Origin of the sequence: Pseudarthrobacter phenanthrenivorans Sphe3, from assembly GCF_000189535.1 — a bacterium.
In the GTDB taxonomy this organism is placed as follows: Bacteria; Actinomycetota; Actinomycetes; order Actinomycetales; family Micrococcaceae; genus Arthrobacter; species Arthrobacter phenanthrenivorans.
In genome coordinates, this window is sequence record NC_015145.1 from 924,390 (window position 1) to 940,984 (window position 16,595).

General features: G+C 65.6%; 13 protein-coding genes. 11 read left to right on the forward strand and 2 right to left on the reverse strand.

Annotation, left to right across the window (positions count from 1 at the left end; all coding sequences use genetic code 11):
* Positions 1-326 precede the first annotated feature (326 nt).
* The 10 genes from speB to ASPHE3_RS04410 all read left to right on the forward strand — a co-directional run bounded on the left by speB (position 327) and on the right by ASPHE3_RS04410 (position 13,626).
* Positions 327-1,391 (forward strand): agmatinase, encoded by a 1,065-nt coding sequence (gene speB / locus ASPHE3_RS04365; protein ID WP_013600017.1) that lies wholly within the window; start codon positions 327-329, stop codon positions 1,389-1,391.
* 5 nt (positions 1,392-1,396) lie between these two features.
* On the forward strand, positions 1,397-3,094 hold the full coding sequence (locus tag ASPHE3_RS04370; RefSeq protein WP_013600018.1) for a thiamine pyrophosphate-binding protein: 1,698 nt from the start codon (positions 1,397-1,399) through the stop codon (positions 3,092-3,094).
* A gap of 154 nt (positions 3,095-3,248) precedes the next feature.
* Positions 3,249-3,722 carry a MarR family winged helix-turn-helix transcriptional regulator gene (locus ASPHE3_RS04375; protein ID WP_013600019.1) on the forward strand — a complete coding sequence of 158 codons (474 nt, stop codon included), beginning with the start codon at positions 3,249-3,251 and terminating at the stop codon, positions 3,720-3,722.
* A 10-nt stretch (positions 3,723-3,732) separates the two neighbouring features.
* The gene (locus tag ASPHE3_RS04380; RefSeq protein ID WP_041651973.1) at positions 3,733-5,355 is read left to right on the forward strand and encodes an MFS transporter; all 1,623 of its coding nucleotides are present in this window, start codon (positions 3,733-3,735) and stop codon (positions 5,353-5,355) included.
* Between the two features lie 158 nt (positions 5,356-5,513).
* Complete coding sequence (locus tag ASPHE3_RS04385; RefSeq protein WP_013600021.1) at positions 5,514-7,247, forward strand: ABC transporter ATP-binding protein; 1,734 nt, start codon at positions 5,514-5,516, stop codon at positions 7,245-7,247.
* A complete protein-coding gene (locus tag ASPHE3_RS04390; protein WP_013600022.1) occupies positions 7,244-9,316 on the forward strand; it encodes an ABC transporter ATP-binding protein in 2,073 nt (690 codons plus the stop codon). The genes ASPHE3_RS04385 and ASPHE3_RS04390 overlap by 4 nt, the downstream gene beginning before the upstream one ends.
* Before the next feature lie 38 nt (positions 9,317-9,354).
* Complete coding sequence (locus ASPHE3_RS04395) at positions 9,355-9,771, forward strand: acyl-CoA thioesterase (protein ID WP_041652554.1); 417 nt, start codon at positions 9,355-9,357, stop codon at positions 9,769-9,771.
* A gap of 66 nt (positions 9,772-9,837) precedes the next feature.
* Complete coding sequence (locus ASPHE3_RS04400; RefSeq protein ID WP_013600024.1) at positions 9,838-10,095, forward strand: membrane protein; 258 nt, start codon at positions 9,838-9,840, stop codon at positions 10,093-10,095.
* 68 nt (positions 10,096-10,163) lie between these two features.
* On the forward strand, positions 10,164-12,395 hold the full coding sequence (locus tag ASPHE3_RS04405) for an McrB family protein (RefSeq protein ID WP_041651974.1): 2,232 nt from the start codon (positions 10,164-10,166) through the stop codon (positions 12,393-12,395).
* Positions 12,382-13,626: an McrC family protein gene (locus tag ASPHE3_RS04410; RefSeq protein ID WP_254362979.1), complete on the forward strand. Its 1,245-nt coding sequence runs from the start codon at positions 12,382-12,384 to the stop codon at positions 13,624-13,626. The genes ASPHE3_RS04405 and ASPHE3_RS04410 overlap by 14 nt, the downstream gene beginning before the upstream one ends.
* Here the strand turns inward: ASPHE3_RS04410 and ASPHE3_RS04415 are convergent.
* A complete protein-coding gene (locus tag ASPHE3_RS04415) occupies positions 13,604-15,259 on the reverse strand; it encodes a sensor histidine kinase (protein WP_013600027.1) in 1,656 nt (551 codons plus the stop codon). The genes ASPHE3_RS04410 and ASPHE3_RS04415 overlap by 23 nt on opposite strands.
* A gap of 94 nt (positions 15,260-15,353) precedes the next feature.
* Between ASPHE3_RS04415 and ASPHE3_RS04420 the strand changes: the two genes are divergently transcribed.
* Positions 15,354-16,124 carry a response regulator transcription factor gene (locus ASPHE3_RS04420; RefSeq protein WP_013600028.1) on the forward strand — a complete coding sequence of 257 codons (771 nt, stop codon included), beginning with the start codon at positions 15,354-15,356 and terminating at the stop codon, positions 16,122-16,124.
* Here ASPHE3_RS04420 and ASPHE3_RS04425 read toward each other — a convergent pair.
* Complete coding sequence (locus ASPHE3_RS04425; protein WP_013600029.1) at positions 16,097-16,507, reverse strand: Hpt domain-containing protein; 411 nt, start codon at positions 16,505-16,507, stop codon at positions 16,097-16,099. The two genes, ASPHE3_RS04420 and ASPHE3_RS04425, sit on opposite strands and share 28 nt — an antisense overlap.
* Positions 16,508-16,595: the final 88 nt, after the last annotated feature.

Sequence of the window (16,595 nt, forward strand, 5' to 3'; positions counted from 1 at the left end):
TTGCCGCCTGGTAGTCCTTGCATCGGCATCTGATCTCCCGTGTTGCAGCAGGGGAACCGGGTGCCTGCCCTATGTGGACACATCTTCCTGGCTGTGGTGTGCGTTCCTTCCCGGTTACCTGCCGTACACCGGGTTCGTCGTGATGATGAGTGCCGGAATTCTGCGGGTGGGGCGGGCATGGCCGAGGTGGCGGTGGGAGTAACTGGGCAGGAACGCACGGGTTACGCGGGGCAGGCGATCGAAGTAAACAACTGATGCACATAGGAAAACCAGGGTGTATGATGGCAGTCACATCAGTCCCCGACTCCTTGAAGGAGAGGCCTCCATTGGAAGAGCTGCGCATCGAAGCCAACGGCAACCTTGGCCCCATCGATTCATCCCGGATCCCCCGCTATGCGGGAGCTGCCACCTATGCCCGCCTTCCCCGGCTGGACCAGGTTGCCAAGGCTGATGTCACCGTGGTGGGGGTCCCTTTCGACTCCGGCGTCTCCTACCGTCCCGGTGCCCGCTTCGGCGCCAACCACATCCGGGAAGCCAGCCGCCTGCTGCGCCCGTACAACCCGGCCTGGGACGTGAGCCCGTTCGAAAACATCCAGGTGGCCGACGCCGGGGACATGGCCGTCAACCCGTTCAATATCAATGAAGCCATCGAAACCATCCAGCAGAACGCGCTGGACCTGACGGCCGCCGGCAGCAAGCTGGTGACCTTGGGCGGGGACCACACCATCGCCCTGCCGCTGCTTCGGGCCGCCGCCGAACGCGCCGGGGAGCCCATCGCCATGCTCCACTTCGATGCGCACCTGGACACTTGGGACACCTACTTCGGTGCTGAATACACTCATGGCACTCCATTCCGGCGCGCGGTGGAGGAAGGCATCCTGGACACCGAGGCCATCAGCCATATCGGCACCCGCGGGCCTCTCTACGGCAAGAAGGATCTCGACGACGACCACCGCTTTGGGTTCGGCATCGTCACCTCCGCTGACGTCTACTACCAGGGCGTCCTGGAAACCGTGGCCAAGGTCCGCGACCGGATCGGCAGCCGACCGCTTTACATCTCCGTGGACATCGATGTCCTGGATCCCGCCCACGCCCCGGGTACCGGCACCCCGGAAGCGGGCGGCATCACCAGCCGTGAACTGCTGGAGATCATCCGCGGCTTCCGCGGCATGAACCTGGTGGGCGCCGACGTCGTGGAGGTGGCCCCGGCCTACGACCACGCCGAAATCACGGGCGTTGCCGCCAGCCATGTGGCCTATGAGCTGGTGACGCTGATGGCGGACAAGGCCGTGCCCGGGGACCGGTTTGGAGCAGCCAGCGGCTACGCGGCACAGGCCCTCGGCCAGGAGGTCCGCCGGCCGGCAGGCTTCGCCGCCGCGGGCAAGGAGTAGCACTGATGATCGATTTCGATCCGGGGACAGCAGCCCCGAATAAGGGCACGGGCGCCCGCAACGGCGGGGACCTCGTCGTCGAGACCCTCGAAGCGCTGGGGGCAAAGACGGTTTTTGGCATCCCCGGCCAGCACGCCCTTGGTCTCTTTGACGCCATGGGCCGCGGCAACCTGCAGTTCGTGTCCTCGCGGGTGGAGAACAACTCCGCCTTCGCGGCGGACGGTTACTCCCGGGCCACCGGGGAGGTCGGCGTCCTCTTCCTCTCCACCGGCCCCGGGGCGCTGACGTCGCTGGCGGGGCTCCAGGAGGCCTACGCCACCGGGGTTCCCATGGTGGTTGTCGCCAGCCAGATCCCGCTCGAGGGCCTGGGCGCCCGGCGCAAGGGCATGCTGCACCAGCTCGATGACCAGAAGGCCTCGGCCGCGAACGTCACCAAGAGCCAGCGGCTGATCCAGCATGCCTCGGGCATCCCGTCCGCCATCCAGGACGCCTGGACTGAGGCAATCTCTTCACCGCAGGGACCTGTGTGGCTCGAGATTCCGCAGAACGTGCTGCTCGACCCGATCATGGTCCCGCCGGTGGAGGATGCGCTGGCGGAAGCCGCGGACAACCCCCCGCGCGTGGAGCTGGTCCGCGAAGCCGTAAAGTGGCTGCAGGCAGCGAAACGTCCCGCGATCATTGCCGGCGGCGGGACGCGGCGGGGCCGGGCGGAGAAGTCGCTGCTGTCCATCGCCGAGAAGCTGCGGGCACCGGTGATCTGCACGCCCGGCGGCAATGGGGCCTTCCCCTGGACCCACGAGCTCTCCCTGCAGTCGTGGATCGAGGACCGGTACATGACGGACCTTCTGGAGGATGCGGATGTCCTGGTGGTCATCGGCTCCTCCCTTGGTGAGGTCACGTCCAACTACTTCACGTTCGAGCCCCGCGGTCGGATCATCCAGATTGACGCCGAGCCCCGGGTCCTCGAATCCAACCGCCCCGGCCTGGGAATCCGCGCCGACGCGGGCCAGGCGCTCGCAGCCCTGGACGAAGCCCTGGCTGCCGTCCCTGCCGAAGCCACGCCGGACTGGCACGGACAGTCGCCGGAGGGCCTGGTTAAGGAATCCCTTGCCAAGGTCCGCGCCCGCCTGGAATCCCAGGACCTGGGCAAGGAACTGAAGTTCATGGCGGATATCCGCGAGGCAGTGCCGGCGGACATGCAAACCTTCTGGGACATGACCATCGCCGCCTACTGGGGATGGTCCTGCTGGGACGCCCGCGAGGGCCAGTTCCATTCGGCCCAGGGCGCCGGCGGCCTGGGCTATGGCTTCCCGGCAGCCATCGGGGCGGCCGTGGGGCTGGAAACCCTTGGCAAACCCGGCCGGGTGCTCGCGGTCTCGGGTGACGGCTCCTCCATGTACTCCATCGCGGAGCTTGCCACCGCCAAACAGCACAACGTGCCGGTGACATGGCTGATAGTGGACGACGGCGGCTACGGCATCCTGCGCGAATACATGGTGGGCGCCTTTGGCAAGGCCACGGCCACGGAACTTGCACGGCCTGACTTCGTCAAACTTGCAGAAGCTTTTGGCGTGCCGGCTGCGAAGGTGGCGCCGGAGGACGTGGGGGAGGCGCTGAAGGCTGGCTTCGCCGCGGAAGGGCCCAACGTCGTCGTGGTGGAGACGCTGCTGAAGATGTTCGCGCCCACACACTTGCCCGCGTAATTACCTGTTGCACCCGGCCTGCTGGTCGGCAAGGGGTCCCGGCTCATCGGAGCCGGGGCCCCTTTTGTTGTGCCACCTCCAAGCGTTAGTTTCCTAAGGTAACCAAATTAGGATATAGTTGCTTCAGGCAAACAAGTAGGGAGTGCCTTGAACCATGGCAGTAGCACCGGATACGGCGGCAGAACTCGTCCATCAAATCTTCGACCTTCACCGGGCAGTGCGGTGCATCGCCACCGCAAGCGCCCGGGGGCAGGAGGCCGGCGTCGCGCTGCAGGGCGTCCTGCGGTTCGTGGGGGAGGGGGAGACCCGGGCGACCCGGCTGGCGGAGCGGTTGGGTGTCAGTGCGCCGGTCCTCAGCCGCCATATCGCGGACCTGGAAGAGCACGGCCTGGTGGCCCGCAGGCAGGATCCCGACGACGGCCGCGCCCAGCTGGTTGCCCTCACGCCCTTGGGAGCCGCAAAGCTTCGCCGCATCGAGGAGCAGCGCTCAGCAGTCCTGCAGGAGTACCTGCGCGACTGGAGTGAGGAGGACGCCGGCAACACTGCGGCGATCCTGCACAAGCTCACCGAATCACTGAAGTCCTCAGCCCGGGCAACGGCGGCCGGCACCATCACAACCACCGCTTAGGAGCAGACCTATGGCAAGAACTGCCGCCCCCGCCACATCAGCCGGCGCCCCAGCAGGCACTCCGCCCGAAATGTCCCACCGCCAGATCATGGAAGCCCTTACCGGGCTCCTGGCCGCGTTCTTCACCGCGATCCTGAGCAGCACCATCGTGGCAAACGCCCTGCCCACCATCATGTCCGACCTCCACGGGACGCAGACCGACTTTGCCTGGGTAATCACCGCCGCGCTGCTGGCCAACGCCGCCACCACCCCCATCTGGGGCAAGTTGGCAGACCTGTTCAACAAGAAGGTCCTGGTCCAGCTCAGCATCATCATCTTCGTCGCAGGGTCCGTCCTTGCGGGGTTGTCCGAGACCATCCCGCTGCTGCTGGGTGCCCGCGTGATCCAAGGTGTGGCCATGGGCGGGCTCACGGCACTGTCGCAGGCCATCATCGGCACCATGATCCCGCCCCGGAACCGCGGAAAATACTCCGGCTACATGGGCGCTGTCATGGCAGTCGGCACTGCCGGCGGGCCGCTGCTCGGCGGCTTCATCGTGGACAGCCCCCTCGGCTGGCGCTGGACCTTCTTCGTCTGCGTGCCGCTCGCCGTCGTCGCCCTCATCCTGCTGCAGATCACCCTCAAGATCAGCCACGTTCGGCGGCCCGCCAAGATCGACTGGCTGGGCTCCGTCCTGCTGACCTCGGGCGTGAGCCTCCTGCTGGTCTGGGTCTCCTTCGCCGGCAACCCCGCCTACTACGACTGGATCTCCTGGCAGTCCGCCCTCATGGTGGGCGGCGGTGTCATCCTGTTGGCCCTGCTGGTCCTGGTGGAATCCAAGGTGGAGCAGCCCATCATCCCGCTCAAGATCATCTCCGAACGCACCACGGCCCTGGCCATCCTCGCCTCCGTGGCCGTGGGCATTGCGATGTTCGGTTCCTCCACGTTCCTGGGCCAGTACTTCCAGGTGGCCCGCGGCGCCACCCCCACCGAAGCCGGGCTCCTCACCCTGCCGATGATCGCCGGAAACCTTGCCGGTTCGGTGGCGTCCGGGTTGCTGATCAGCCGCACGGGAAAGTGGAAGGGCTACCTGGTTGCCGGCTCCATCCTGCTGATCGGCGGACTGGGCCTGGCCGGAACCATGGACCACACCACTGAGCTCTGGCATGCCGGAGTTTTCACTGCCGTCCTGGGCCTGGGCCTCGGCATGCTGATGCAGAACCTTGTCCTGGCAGTGCAGAACACAGTGCGGGCCGGGGACATCGGTACGGCCAGTGCTTCCGTGGCGTTCTTCCGGTCGGTGGGCGGCGCCATCGGCGTGTCCGTCCTGGGCGCGGTCCTTGCCAACCGGGTCAGTGCGCTGGCCACTCAGGGACTGGCCGCGGCCGGCATCCCTGTGCAGGGCGGGTCGGCAGGTTCCAGCATGGATCTTGCACACATGCCCGAACCGGTGCGGGAGGTCATGCGTGCCGCTTACGGTGACGCCACAGCCGAAGTGTTCCTGATCTCCGCCGCCGTGGCCGTGGTGGCCCTGGTGTCAGTGCTGTTCATCAAGGAGAAGCCGCTGCGCCGGACGGTGGACATCCAGCCGGCTCCCGAGCAGGAACGGGAGCAGGAAAGCACGACGGCGGCGTTCGCCTCCGCGGGCAGGTGAGCGGAGGTAATCCCCACGGATGATCTTTCGTGGCGCTTGTTTCACCCCGGGGAGGAGTTTCGTAGAGTGGGAAGGCTAAGGATGTCAGCCCCGGCTGCTACTACTTAAGCCTCGTATTTTGCGAACCCATCCTCGACCTACCCGAAGGACCCGCGGGCATGCTCCTTACCCTCATACGGCGGTTTTCCAGGCCGTATATGCCATACATCGTGGCCGTCATCGTGTTCCAGCTGGCGTCCACCATCGCGGCTCTGTATCTGCCCAGCCTGAATGCCCGGATCATCGACGAGGGGGTGGCCCGCGGGGACACGGACTTCATTTGGCGGACCGGCGCCGTGATGTTGCTGGTTGCCTTCATCCAGGTGGGGACCGCCATCGCCGGCGTCTACTTCGGGTCCCGGACGGCCATGGCCATGGGACGCGACCTGCGGCGAGGGGTATTCCGCAAGGTCACCAGCTTTTCCGCCAAGGACGTCAACGCCTTCGGCGCCCCAACACTCATAACCCGCGGCACCAACGATGTGCAGCAGGTCCAGATGCTCGTGCTGATGGGCCTGAACTTCATGGTGGCCACCCCCATCATGTGTGTGGGCGGCATCATCATGGCGCTCCGTGAGGACCTCAACCTCTCCTGGCTGGTCTGGGTTTCCGTGCCTCTCCTGACCGTCGTGGTGGGCTACCTGGTGGTCCGGCTCATGCCTCTCTTCCGCTCCATGCAGAAGAAGATCGACCGCATCAACGCTGTGCTGCGCGAACAAATTATCGGCATCAGGGTGGTCCGCGCCTTCGTCCGGGAGCCGTATGAAACGGACCGCTTCGGTGAGGCCAACAAGGAACTGACAGACGTTTCGCTGAAGATCGGTGCCCTGTTTGTCCTGATGTTCCCTGCCATCAGCATGATCCTCCACCTGTCCACAGCGGCCGTGCTGTGGTTCGGCGGGCAGCGGGTGGACGCCGGTGAGATGCAGGTGGGCGCCCTCACGGCCTTCCTCCAGTACCTGCTCCAGATCCTCATCGCGGTCATGATGGGCACGTTCATGGCCATGATGATTCCCCGTGCCTCGGTGTGCGCGGACCGCATCGGCGAGGTGCTCGCCGTCGAACCCTCCATCCACGATCCCGAACGTCCGGAGGCCCCCGGCACTTTGAGCGGGGTGGTGGAATACCGCAACGTCAGCTTCGCCTACCCTGGTGCGGAGGCGCCCGTGCTGAGCAATATCAGCTTCACGGCGCGTCCCGGCCAGACCATCGCGATCATTGGTTCCACAGGTGCGGGCAAGACATCCCTCCTGTCCCTCCTCCCACGGCTCTACGACCCCGCCGAGGGGGAGGTGCTGCTGGACGGCGTCCCGGTCAGCAGGATGGACCGCGCGGACATCACCCGGCGGGTGGCACTTGTGCCCCAGCGGCCCTACCTCTTCTCCGGCACCATCGAGCACAACCTCCGGTTCGGAAAGACCGAAGCCACGGACCAGGAGTTGTGGGAAGCCCTGCGCGTGGCCCAGGGCGATGAGTTCGTCCGGGCCAAGAAGAACGGACTGGATTCGCGGATCTCCCAGGGCGGTACCAACGTCTCCGGCGGCCAGCGCCAACGCCTGTGCATCGCCCGCGCGCTGGTAACCAAACCCCGCGTCTACCTTTTTGACGACTCTTTCTCTGCCCTGGACGTCGCCACGGATGCCCGGCTGCGTGCTGCGCTGAAGGGCATCACAGCGGACGCCACCGTGATCATCGTGGCCCAGCGGATCTCCACCATTACCGACGCCGACCAGATCCTGGTCTTGGACAACGGCCGGATCGTGGACCGCGGAACCCATGAGGAACTGCTGGAAACGTCACCCACCTACCAGGAAATCGTTGAGTCGCAGCTCAGCGTGGAGGAAATGGCATGAGCCCCCGCAAGAAGGACTCCACGTCCATCCAGGAAACGCCAGGACGGGCCGCCGGTTCTCCCGCCGAGGACGCGGAGGTCCTGCAGGACGACGACTTCGTCGAGGAGGAATACACCCCCTCCGAAGCCGACGGGGACATGTTCGGCGGGATGCCGGCCAAGAAGGCCGAGCACTTCTGGCCCTCAGCCAAACGGCTGATGGGGTTGCTGAAGCCCGAAGCCCTGGGCATCTATGTGGTGGTGGCCATGGTGGTGGTGGCCGTGGTCCTGAACGTCATCGCCCCCAAGATCCTGGGCCAGGCCATGGACGTGATCTTCGCCGGCGTGGTAGGCAAGCAACTGCCCCCGGGCGTCAGCAAGGAACAGTTCGTGGACGGGCTGCGGCAACAGGGCCAGGACAACTTCGCGGACATGGTGACCCGGATGGAGCTGGTGCCCGGCACGGGCATCAACTTTGACAGGCTCACCATGCTCATTGCGGTGGTCCTGCTCATGTATTTCGTGGCCAACATCTTCCTGTGGCTGCAGGGCTACGTGCTCAACCGGATCGTAATGAAGGTGATCCGCCGCCTCCGCGACGACACCGAGAAGAAGCTGAACCGGCTCCCGCTGAACTACTTTGACACCCGCCAGCGCGGCGACGTGCTATCGCGGGTGACGAACGACGTCGACAACATCCAGCAGGCGCTCCAGCAGGCCTTCGCCCAGCTGATCAATTCGCTGCTGACCGTCATCGGCATCGTGATCATGATGTTCATCGTGTCCTGGCAGCTGGCCCTGATCGCGCTTGTTGCCCTTCCGCTCTCCGGGGTGGCGGCCGGCCTGATCGGAGTCCGCAGCCAGAAACTCTTTGCGGCGCAGTGGAAGAATACCGGGGCGCTGAACGGGCAGATCGAGGAGTCATTCTCCGGCCACGATCTGGTGCGCGTTTTCGGCCGGGACGCGGACATGCTGGAGCGGTTCGAAGAACGCAACGAGGCCCTCTACAAGGCCAGCTTCGGGGCGCAGTTTGTTTCCGGCATCATCTACCCGGTGATGCAGTTCGTGTCCTACCTCAGCTACGTGGGCATCGCTGTGGTGGGCGGACTCCGTGTGGCCTCGGGGTCCATGTCCCTGGGCGACGCCACCGCCTTCATCCAGTACTCCCGGGAGTTCACCCAGCCGCTGGGCCAGATGGCCGGCATGGCCAACATGCTGCAGTCCGGCGTGGCCTCGGCCGAGCGCGTTTTCGAATTCCTGGATGCAGACGAACAGGACGCCGAAACCGCTACGGAACACCTGCCGGCCAAGACCGACGGCCACGTGGAGTTCAAGAACGTCACCTTCAGCTACACCGAGGACAAGGAGCTCATCGAGAACCTCTCCTTTACGGCGGAGCCCGGGAACACCGTGGCCATCGTGGGGCCCACCGGTGCGGGGAAGACCACCCTGGTGAACCTGGTCATGAGGTTCTACGAGCTCAACTCGGGCTCCATCCTGCTGGACGGCGTGGACATCACCCACCTCAGCCGGTCCGAGCTGCGGTCCAAGGTGGGCATGGTGCTGCAGGATGCCTGGCTGTTCGGCGGTTCCATCTATGAGAACATCCGCTACGGCAACCTGGACGCCACCGAGGACCAGGTGATGGCGGCGGCAAAGGCCACATTCGTGGACCGCTTTGTGCGCGCCCTGCCGGACGGCTACAACACCGTGATCGACGAGGAAGGCAACAACGTCAGCGCCGGCGAAAAGCAGCTGATCACCATTGCCCGCGCGTTCGTGGCCAACCCTTCACTGCTGATCCTCGATGAGGCCACCAGTTCCGTTGACACCCGTACCGAACTGCTGGTGCAGAAGGCCATGGCAGCGCTCCGGACGGACCGCACCAGCTTTGTCATTGCCCACCGGCTGTCCACCATCCGTGACGCAGATACCATCCTGGTGATGGAAAACGGCAAGATCGTGGAGCAGGGCAACCACAAGGTGCTCCTGGCTGCCGGGGGCGCGTACCACCGCCTGTACATGTCCCAGTTCGCCGGAGCCGATGCCGGGGAAGTGCCAGTGGATGATTCGACGGCGGTGCACAGTTGAGCGCCCACGGGGGCCGGAGCATCGAGGTGCTGGTCCCCATGCGCTGGGGAGACATGGACGCCTATGGGCACATCAACAACGTCCAAATTGTCCGCATGCTGGAGGAAGCCCGCATCGCTGCCTTCGGCCCGCCTAGGGGCGCGGGTCTGCCCGGCATCGAACCGCACGTCTCCCTGTTCAACGACGTGCCGGACGGCACCATGGCGCTGGTGGTGGACCACAAAATCCGCTACGTGCGCACCCTGGAGTACCGCAACGTGCCCGCCGTGGTCCAGGTCTGGATCGGTGCAGTAAAGGGCGCCAGCTTTGACATCCACTACCTGGTCCAGGACCCGGTTACGGGGGAGGCCTGCGTCAAAGCCAGCAGCCACCTGGCGTTCGTGGACGAAGCCACTGGCAGGGTCCAGCGGCTCACGCCCATTCAAAAGGACCGGCTGGCCCCGTACAGGCACTAAGCCCCTGTACAGGACCGGCCGGACATACTGGACTGGAACCACCACCAACATGAAAGGGAAAGCCAGATGGCCAAGAACAAAACCCGCGTCGCCAGGAAGAAGAAGACCTGGAAAGAGATGTCCACGTCTTCCAAGATCGGCACCATCCTGGTAGGCATCGTCCAGGTATCGCTGCTGGTGGCAGCACAGCGTGACATCTCCAAGCGCCCGGCCGCCCTCATTAACGGGCCCAAGGCTGCCTGGCGCGCCGCATCCTTTATCAACTTCGTCGGTCCCGTGGGCTACTTCACCTTCGGCCGGAAGCGGGGAGCCGGAGCCAAATAGGGAGCCGGGCGGGCCAAGCTGGATGGCCGTTGAGCGGCCATCCAGCTTGACCCTGTAAATTTGAATGCATGACCCCCGCCTCCACTGCTGCCATGACCCGCGCCCTCGGCATCTCACGGGAGATCGAGGATGCGGCGTGGTTCGTGCTCGGTCCGGGCCTGCTGGGGAAGCCCTCAGCGCTGGACGGACGGACCCAGACCTGGACATCGGAGGCGGCGGCCGAGCTGCTGGAGAGACTGGAACGGGGGACGCCGGACCCCAAGGCTCCCATGATGACCAACCTGCGGCAGAACCTGGACGGCGCGTCCCGCGAAGCGAAGCAGCTTGCCGTCGAGCTGCTCTTCCTGCAGTCACTGCCGCTGGCCCACGAGGTGAAGTCGCTGAAGGTCAAGCGTGCCCGCGTTGCCGAGGCCGCGTCCTGGCTTGAGCCTCCGCTGGAGCTGCCCGAAGAGCTGTATCAGGGCATGACAGACCACGGCGTCATCAGGGACCGCACGGCGGAGTTCAACTGGACCATCTGGGACCACCTGAAATGGCTGTGCCGGTTCGTGCAGCATGTGGACCAGCAGCCCACCGCCGCCATCACGGCAGCCCTCCAGGATCCGCTGGAATTCCACCGGCTTGCCGCTGCCGCACCGGATGACCAGCCTGCCATCCGCCGCAGCATCGAGTTCCTCGCCTGGCCCAGCTACTTCGAGCCAGTGGTGGCGGACGTGGAACGGCAGGAGATCAGGGACGCCTTCGCCTCCCTGGTGGGCGGTGCGAAGGGCGACAGCGAAGAGGACATCACCGCGGACATCCACCGCATCCGGCTCCACTTGGATGAGCAGGCCGGCCAGCGCATCGACTGGTACGCCCGGCAACTCGTCAGCCAGTGGCGCAAAGTGGGCGACCCGGGCCACCGTGCCTGGCTGCTGCGGACCCACGGCGACAACACCGAGCTCCTCACCGCGTGGCAGGCCGAGGAGAAGGTGACGCTCGACGTCGAGCACCTCCGCCTGCTCGACCCGGGCGTGACGGCAGGGCTGGTGCAGCACGCCGTGGACGAGGACTACAAGCACCTCGGGTATGTGGAGCGCGAGGACACCAAGACGGCAGTCTTTGCCTTCCTCACCGTCATGAAGCCCGGCGACCTGGTGCTGTACCAGCACGCCGGAACGGTCCGCCTGGGCGGGGTGCTGGGCGAACCGGACTACAACGACGACAACCGGCGGCTGCGCCGCAAGGTGCGCTGGTTCGACGAAGGCCACGCCACCGCAAGCCTGCCCCGGCACGTCCAGCGGCAGCTGGCCACCGCCGGCATCGTGGTGGATGTGACGCGTGTGCTGCAGGCCCTGCAGGCACTGCTCCCTCCCGAGGCGGAAACCGAGCCCGACGGCGACGCTGAAGCGGCCGCCGTCGTACCTCCCGTCCAGGAGGGCTTCCGCCCGTTGACGCGCGAGTTCGCGGACTCGCTGCATATGGACCTGGAACCGCTCCAGGAGATCGCCGAGCTGCTGGAGGAGAACCGGCAGCTGGTCCTGTACGGGCCGCCGGGCACCGGGAAGACCTACCTGGCCAAGCACCTGGCCGCCGAGCTAGCGGACGACACCACGGACGAGCGGGTCAAACTGGTCCAGTTCCACCCCTCCTACGCCTACGAGGACTTCTTCGAGGGCTACCGGCCGGACAAGACGGACGACGGCCAGGTGTCCTTCAAACTGGTGGCCGGACCGTTGCGCCGCCTGGCGGAAGAGGCCGCCAAGCCCGGCAACGAGAAGAAGCCGTACTTCCTCATCATTGACGAGATGAACCGCGCCAACCTGGCCAAGGTGTTCGGCGAGCTGTACTTCCTGCTGGAATACCGGGACGACCGGATCTACCTCCAGTACAGCCCCAACGAGCCGTTCACGCTGCCGGACAACCTCTACATCATCGGCACCATGAACACTGCCGACCGCTCCATCGCCATGATGGACGCAGCCATCCGGCGCCGGTTCTCCTTCATCGAGCTGCACCCGCAGACGGAACCTGTGAAGGGTTCGCTGCTGCGGTTCCTGCAGGCCCGGCAGCTGGACGCCACCCCCGCCCTGCTGCTGGATGCCCTGAACGCAGCGATCGACGAGTGGGACCGCGACCTGATGATCGGGCCGTCCTACTTCATGAAGCCCGCCGCGCAGACTCCCGCCGGGCTGCGGCGGATCTGGAAGTACGAGCTTATGCCGCTGCTGGAGGAGCATTACCACGGCCAGCTCACCCGGGCGCAGCTGGAGGAGCGCTTCGGGTTGGACCAGCTGCTGGGACGCCTTGCAGGGCGCTGACCCGAGAGGCCGCGTCCGGCACCTGGTGCTGGATGAGCTGTCCCGCGGCATCGTGGAACGGCTGGACCCTGCCAGCGCCTCGTTCCTGAACTCCAGCGGCCTCGCCAAGGTCTCGCCGCTGGGCCTGGGCCTGTACCGCATTGAGCCGGCAGGCAAAGTGGGGTCGGTGCGGACCTCCACCGTGCAGTTGGACGTCCGTCCCAAGGACCGCTTGGGTCTCAGCCGGCTCCTGTTCCTGCTGGGCTACGCCGGCGAGCAGGGGTTCCGCCCCGATTCCGTGGCCGCCTCGGAGGACCGGGAGCTGTGGGGTGCGCTGGCTGAATCGCTGGCACAGCTGGCCGAACGGGCGCTGGGGCGCGGCGTGTTGCAGGGCTACCTCACGGTGGATGAATCATTGCGGACGGTCAAGGGCAGGATCCGGATCTCGGACCAGATCTCCCGGCGGCCGGGCATGCTGGTGCCCCTGGAGGTGTCCTATGACGAGTTCACCGAGGACATCGCCGAGAACCGGATCCTGCGGGCTGCGCTGGAACGGATGGGCCAGGTTCCGCGCGTGCGGCCGGAGGTGCTGGCCCGGCTGCGCCAGCTCAAGGGAAAGCTCGACGCCGTCACTTGCCTTCCAGCCGGCGCGCCGCTGCCGCCGTGGCAAGCCACCCGGATGAACGTCCGCTACCACGCCGTCCTGCGCCTGGCTGAGCTCATCCTGCGCAACGCCTCGGCCGAAGCCGGCGAAGGCAGCCAGCAGACTGCCTCATTCGTGGTGGACATGGAGCAGGTTTTCGAGGACTTCGTGGGCACGGCGCTGCGTGAAGCGATGGCCGAATATCCGGGGGAGCTCCGGCTCCAGTACAACGCACTCCTGAGCGAGGCCGTGAACGATGCGGACAGGCTTTCGGTGCGCCCCGACGCCGTTCACCTGCTCGGCGGGCGGCCGGTGGTGGTTTACAACACCAAGTACAAGGCGGCGGCCGATCCCGGCGCCTCCCTGACCGCAGACCACTACCAAATGCTCGCCCACTGCACGGCGCTGGCTGTTCCCACCGCCTGGCTTGTCTACGCGGGGTCCGGCGAGATGAAACTCCGCCGTATCCTCAACACCGATATCGACATTGTGGAGTTTCCCGTGGACCTGTCCCGGCCGCCGTCGGAAATCCTTGGAGCGATCCGCGAGCTGGCCCGGCAATCCTGGGGCGAGGTTGTAAGGGCCGCTAGACCGGCACCCGGAACGTAAACGTGGTTCCCTCGCCCAGGGTGCTGTGAACGGCGATGGTTCCGCCGTGGGCGTCGATGATCGCCTTGCTGATGGGCAGGCCCAGTCCCACGCCGGGGATCGCGGTACGCCGGACGGTGCTGGCACGGAAGAACTTGGCGAACACCTCGGATGCGTCCTCGGGGCTCATTCCCATGCCGGTGTCGGTCACCCGGCACTCAAGGTGCCCGTCCTCCTGTGCCAGCGTGACCAGCACCCGGCCGCCGCCGGGAGAGTATTTGATGGCGTTGGACACCAAATTGTCCAGGACCTGGGAGATCCTGGCTCCGTCCACATGGGCCTCGAGGCGGTCCGGGGTATCTGCTTTCAGCACCAGTCCGGCCGCCGCGGCACGCGGCTGCGCCGAAGAGACACTGGACCGTACCAGCTCTGCGACGTCCACTGTCTGGGGCGTGACGATCAGCTGGCCGTTGCGGCTGGCGAGGAGGTCCGAAACCAGGGTCAGAAGGCGTTCAGAGTTCCTGCGAATGATCTCGAGCATGTCGCGTTGCGATTCGTCCGGCTCGTCCGCGAGGAGGATTTCCACGTAGCCCAGGATGGAGGTCAGCGGGGTCCGGAACTCGTGGGAGACGCTGGAGACGAAGTCGTCCTTCGCGGCCAGGGCATTCACCAGGTCTGTCACATCGCTGAAGGCGATGACTGAACCCGCGAACGCGCCGTCGTCGTCGGTCATGGCCCGGGCGGTGGTCACCACGGCCCGCTGGCCGCTTCCGGAACCCAGCCATACCAGGTAGTCGGTGAAGGTTTCACCCAGGACGGCCCGGCGGACCGGGCGCTCCTCCACCGGAACGGGCGTCTTCCGGTCCGGGCCGAACACCAGCAGCTGGGACTCGTTGGGATCGGCAATGTCACGCGGGCGGGCAAGTTCGTGGTTGGCCCGCTGCTTGCGGTTCATCAGGATGTCGTGGCCGCCCGCATCCACGGCCAGGACGCCCAGGTGCACAGTGTCCAGGACTGTGTTCAGCAGTGACTCCTGCCGCTGGCTTGCACGCAGGCTGGCCTGCAGCAGCTCATCCTTCTCCTCAAGTTCGCGCTGCTGCCGCATCATGCTGTGGGTAAGGACGCTTACGGACACGCCGATGCCAAGCATCATCACCGGGAGCAGGAGTGAACGCGCCAGGTCCTGGGGCGTGAGGTTCCCTTTCAGCAGCAGCGGGACCCAGATGATGGCAAGCGGGCCCAGGAATGAAAGCCATAACGCTGCCCGCGGGTAGTACCCGGAGGCGCACAACCAAATCACCGGGAAGACGGCAAGGAGGCTGATGCCAAGCAGGCTGTCCTGCCCGCCCTCCCTGCCAACCCCGATGGAGATGAAGTCCAGGAGCGGAATTGCCAGGAAGCTCGTGTAGGGCAGGCGGTCCCAGGGCACCAGGTAGCAGAGGGCCATGATGGCGAGCTGGGAGATGACGAACGTGGCGAAGAACGGGTTGTTCATGGTGCCGGGGAAAAAGGCCAGGACAAGGAACACGGTCAGCAGCGTGGTGACAAACAGCGGCATCTGGCTCAGTGCCACCCGGTCTGTCAGCCGGTACTCATGAAACGGACGCTTGAAAAACCGCAGCCTGCCCGATGACCAGGTTGCCGGATCAGCCATGGTGCGGTGACGTGTGGGAGCGGTGGTGCGGAGCCATACCAGCAGGATATCGGCAGCCAGCTATACTTCTGACGTTGGCTGCTGAGGGGGCGCTATGAGTGATGCACGAGTTGGACTGGTCATCGAGGATGACCACGACATCCGGGAATTGGTACGAACGGTGCTGTCCCAGGCAGGTTTCGATGTCAGCGTGGCCAGCAGCGGAGCTGAGGGCGTCCTGATTGCCAAGAACCTCAATCCCGACGTCATCACCCTGGACCTCGGCCTGCCGGACATCGACGGCTTTGAGGTTTCCCGCCAGATCCGCGAATTTTCGGATGCGTACATCGTGATGCTCACGGCGCGCACGGAGGAACTGGACACCCTGATCGGCCTGGAATCCGGGGCTGATGACTACCTCACCAAGCCGTTCCGGCCCAGGGAGCTCCGCGCGCGGATTGCCGCCATGATGCGCCGGCCCCGATCCGTTACCGATCCCGCCGAAGCGCCCGCGGCAGAGCCATCCGCAGAGGCCGGAGCAGCCCATCCCGAGCGCGGGAACTACAGCCACAACGGCCTGGAGTTGAGTTACTCGTCCCGGACCGTGGTTGTGGACGGCAAGGAAATGAACCTCACCCGAACCGAGTTCGAACTCCTGCACGCCCTCCTGGAAGCGGGCCGCACTGTCCGGACCAAATCCGATCTGGTCCGCCGGCTGCGCGACGAGGATTACGACGTCGGCAGTTACATCAGCGAGGCAGACGAACGTTCCGTCGAGGTACATATGGGGAACCTGCGCAAGAAGCTGGGGGATTCGCCGCAGAAGCCGCGCTGGCTGCAGACGGTCCGCGGCGTCGGCTACCGCCTGGCACCAGGGGAACACTGAGACTGCAGCCGGTGCATCGTCTGCCGGCTGCAGTAGTTGATGGTCCGCAGGAAGGTGGCAGCCAGCTGTGGAAGGACTACCGCCACGTCCGCCTCGCGGGCTTCGGTCCGGATTTCGCCCTCCAGATCCATGGCCAGGCTCGCCAGCCGCTCGGCGCCCACCATCTGGCTGGAGGTCTTCAGGCTCAGGACCGCGTCCACTGAACCCTCCAGGTCCCCAGTGGTCAGGGCCAGGCGGAGGCGCCCTATGCGGTGCGGCAGGTACTCGATGAAGTTCCCCACGAAAACCCTGCAGTAGCCTTCGTCCTCGGCCAGTTCCTCCCGAAGCCGGTCCAGTACGGACTGGTCCACCAAGGGCCGGGGGACGTCATCTTCGGCGCTCATGGGGGTCCTTTCGGCGAATGCAGTCCATTCCTGGAAGTGTGCGCTTATGTGGGTCGCTGGTGTCACTTCAGGTTAGGTGTGTTGCTTT